Origin of the sequence: Legionella sp. (assembly GCF_965140895.1) — a bacterium.
Taxonomy (GTDB): domain Bacteria; phylum Pseudomonadota; class Gammaproteobacteria; order Legionellales; family Legionellaceae; genus Legionella.
Window position 1 is genome coordinate 1 of sequence record NZ_CBCSKT010000132.1, and the last position, 1,265, is coordinate 1,265.

Here is a 1,265-nt window from a genome sequence, read left to right on the forward strand (position 1 = left end):
TGACGTGGTCAAGTAAAACGATACAACCCAGTTAAGCTACTTTTTTCAAAGCCATCTCCCTCAGTGCCTCATATTTATTTGGAGACATATATCCCAAAAACGAATGAAGCCGCTTGCTATTATAAAACATAGCAATATAGCCCAGGATATCTTGCTGTGCTTCATAGCGAGTCTGGTAGTTTTTCCACTGTACCAACTCCTGCTTCAACGAACCAAAAAAGCTCTCCGCTACCGCATTGTCCCAACAATCCCCTTTGCGGCTCATGCTTCCTTTACAGCCATGTAGTGCCAAAAGCTGTGTGTAGGGTTTACTGGCATATTGGACGCCTCTATCTGAATGAACAATAAGTCCTCGCTCTGGTTTTCGCTGCCAAATCGCCATTTTTAGTGCATCACAAACTAAATCAGCCTTCATCCGGGAGCTCATGCTCCAACCCACCACCTTTCGTGAATACAGATCCAGAACCACCGCCAAATAAAGCCAACCTTCTTGTGTCCAAACATAGGTGATGTCCGACACATACACACGATTAGGCCACTCAACGGTAAACTGGCGATTCAATTCATTGTTAAATAAAGGTTTTTTATGTTTACTATTAGTGGTTACCTTATATTTTTTTCTATAGCGAACCCACACGCTCGCTTCTTTCATTAACCTACGCGTTTTATCACGGCCAATCGGATATCCAAGTGCATTCAATGCCTTCCTCATGCGACGACTTCCATAAGTCTGTTGAGAGGATTCAGAAACTTGTTTAATCCAATCGATTAACTCCGTGTGTTCTGGGTCATCGGGATTATTTTGTCGTTTGGAATAACCATAGTATCCATTACGCTTCACGCCCAGTAATCGACACATCAAGTCGATAGGCCAGGTCTTCTTATGCTGGGCGATAAACGCATATTTCATTTCGTTTCTTGCGCAAAGAAGACCGTTGCTTTTTTTAAGATTTCTTTTTCCATCTTCAGGCGTTTGACTTCTTCTCTTAAGCGTCGTATCTCTGCCTGTTCTTCTGTAAGCTTACCCTGACCTCGGAAGGCTTGGCCCTCTTCTTGACTCGCCTCTTTTACCCAACGGCATAGCAGCTCGTACTTGACCCCAAGGCTTTCTGCTGCTGTCTTGCGTTCATAACCTTGTTCCAAAACAAGACTCACTGCATCCAATTTAAATTCTTTTGAATATTTTACTCGTGTTAACATCTTTTCCTCCAATTAAGAACATTATATCTCTTAACTGGGTTGGTCGCTTCTATTAGACCATGTCA

Annotated in this window: 1 protein-coding gene; it reads right to left on the reverse strand. The window is 42.8% G+C overall.

The window, feature by feature from the left end; genetic code table 11:
- Nucleotides 1–31: 31 nt before the first annotated feature.
- Nucleotides 32–1,200, reverse strand: a protein-coding gene (locus tag ACQY7T_RS12725; RefSeq protein ID WP_428413890.1) for an IS3 family transposase whose coding sequence is annotated in 2 segments (ribosomal slippage) — nt 32–960 and nt 960–1,200 — 1,170 coding nt in all. Because the reading frame shifts where the segments join, the coding sequence is not laid out codon by codon here.
- Nucleotides 1,201–1,265: the final 65 nt, after the last annotated feature.